At 38.5% G+C, this 2,321-nt stretch carries 2 protein-coding genes and 1 pseudogene; 2 read left to right on the forward strand and 1 reads right to left on the reverse strand.

Features of this window, described 5'->3' with window-relative positions; translation table 11 throughout:
- Window positions 1-196, forward strand: a 196-nt coding sequence (locus tag PX482_RS19345) for an LPXTG cell wall anchor domain-containing protein (RefSeq protein ID WP_288122873.1), incomplete at its 5' end; no start/stop codon positions are given.
- Between the two features lie 52 nt (window positions 197-248).
- Window positions 249-1,766: an ammonium transporter gene (locus PX482_RS19350; protein WP_288096418.1), complete on the forward strand. Its 1,518-nt coding sequence runs from the start codon at window positions 249-251 to the stop codon at window positions 1,764-1,766.
- Window positions 1,767-1,777: 11 nt separating this feature from the next.
- Here the strand turns inward: PX482_RS19350 and PX482_RS19355 are convergent.
- Window positions 1,778-2,179: pseudogene (locus PX482_RS19355) on the reverse strand (AAA-like domain-containing protein); the annotation flags it as partial.
- Window positions 2,180-2,321 lie beyond the last annotated feature (142 nt).

The following is a 2,321-nucleotide window of genomic DNA, read 5'->3' on the forward strand; positions in this document are numbered from 1 at the left end:
AAGTATCGGTCTGCACGCGGGTTTAATCTGGGCATACTATATATTAAATGTGGGTCAGTTAATTAAATACACTGGTACTGTTCCCGATTGGTTAACTGGAATCGATAAAAATCCTTTAGCGGGAGTGATGGGTTTACTTTTCCTGACAATTCTCGCTATCTGGATCAGAAAAAAAGCAGTTTTGAGTGAACGATAGGGGATTAAATCAATTACTATAAAGGGGAAATTGCCCATGAGAGTTATAGCCGATGAATCGATTATTATCTTTTCTAGAATATCGCCCGCGTTTGCGTAATATCCTATCTTTTTGTTTCTCTCTTATCGTCATGCTGTTGATCGGTGTAGGCAAAGTCACAGCACAAGATTTAAATAATTCTACTCTGGATTTAGTTGCTAATCTCTGGATGTTAATAGCCGGCTCGTTAGTATTCTTTATGAATGCGGGTTTTGCCATGCTGGAAACGGGTTTTTGTCGTACTAATAACGCCACTAATGTCTTAGCTAAAAACCTAATTGTCTTCTGTGTTTCTGCCTTGGCTTATTGGATGTTTGGTTTCGGTTTAATGTTTGGCAATACATCAGCACTAGGGAATAGTTTCTCTGGTGATACAGGATTTTTCTTGGAAATTTTAACCCCTAATAATCAATACAGTCAATTCCAAGAACTGTGGACAGGTCGTTCAATTGCCACTTTATTTTTCTTTCAATTAACTTTTGCGGGAACTGCGGCGACCATTGTATCGGGAGCAGTGGCAGAAAGGGTTAAATTTTGGGCATTTTTGCTATTTAGTTTCTTTTTAGTTGCTTTTTCTTATTCTCTGACAGGACATTGGATTTGGTCATCGGAAGGATGGTTATATAACTTATTTAAGTTTCGAGATTTTGCCGGTTCAACGGTGGTGCATTCGGTGGGAGGAATGGCCGGATTAGTGGGTGCTTGGTTGCTAAAACCGAGAGATGGACGTTTTGGTTATAATCGCAAAACCGATAGTTATGAAGAAAAAGAAAGAGGAAATTTTGCTCCCCATCAGTTAGGATTTGCAACCCTTGGTTGTTTCATTCTTTGGTTAGGATGGTTTGGTTTTAATGGTGGTTCGGCGGTAAATTTGGATAATGTCCCTATGGCAATTACTACCACGATGATTGCCGCTCCCGCTGGGGGAGTTTTGGCATTAATTCTTAATCCTTTAATCGGTCGCAAGGCCAGTTTATCCACAATTATTAATGGCATTTTAGGTGGGTTAGTGGGGATCACGGCATCATCAGGTTATGTTGATATCAGATCAGCTATTATCATTGGTGGCATTAGTGGCATTATTGTCTTATTAGGAGAAGAATTTTTAATTAAAACTAAAGTAATTGATGATCCAGTGGGAGCAATTCCAGTACATCTTTTTTGTGGTTTTTGGGGAACAATAGCGGTGGGGTTATTTAGTAATAAAGATGCGAGAGAATTTGCCAATGGATTAACACAGGATAGTCCTATATCTCAAGTCGCTTTTCAATTTTTTGGATGGATTGTAGTCATGGCATTTACCTTTATTTTTAGTTTAATTCTCTGGCTAATGATTGGCAATCTCCTCTACTATATGCAAGTAATTGTTTTACGTCAAAAGAACCCACAGGTTAATTCCTCTCCTGTTGTCAGGAGTCAATCCTTCAATGTTTCTGACCTATTCTTTTTATTTTGGTCACGGGGAAGGGAAGGAATCCGAGTATCATTACCCGAGGAATTAACGGGTAGCGATGGGGTATTTAGTGATTGAAAAATTAATGTTTATTCAATAAGTTTTTGGCAATTTGGATTATCTTGCAAAGCTCGATCGATATCCGATTTCCAAGTTCTGTCATTATACCAACGTTTTGCCCAAGATTGAGCTTCTTTAAAGTTATCAGAAGATGGGGGGATTTTGCACAAAATTTCAAAACCACCTTCTCTACCCGGCACATCAGCGACAAAATTATTTTTAGCTAGTCCTATTGCTTGCTGAATTAACCTTAATTCATTTAATTGAGTCCCACACTTTTCAGGAAACTGATCACTTTGTTTACTTTTCAATTCTTGCAGTTGTTGAATAGTCCTGTCTAAGCTGATAGTAAAATCTCGTTTGGCACAAATTTCTGGAATACTAGGTGAGGGTGTCACCACAGGAGTTTTTGGTTGCCCAAATGACCAAAAAGTGGCTCTTCGGTAATTGTTATGCAATGGACGGGGGTTATAAGGGATGGAACCCTTATAGAGAAAGGCATTTAGCGATTTTTGTCAATTGTTTTTGCTCTAGAGCGAACTAATCAATTAAGTCTCTTGCCAGATAAGGATT

Source organism: Microcystis sp. M53602_WE12 (genome assembly GCF_030065455.1).
Classification (GTDB): Bacteria; Cyanobacteriota; Cyanobacteriia; order Cyanobacteriales; family Microcystaceae; genus Microcystis; species Microcystis aeruginosa.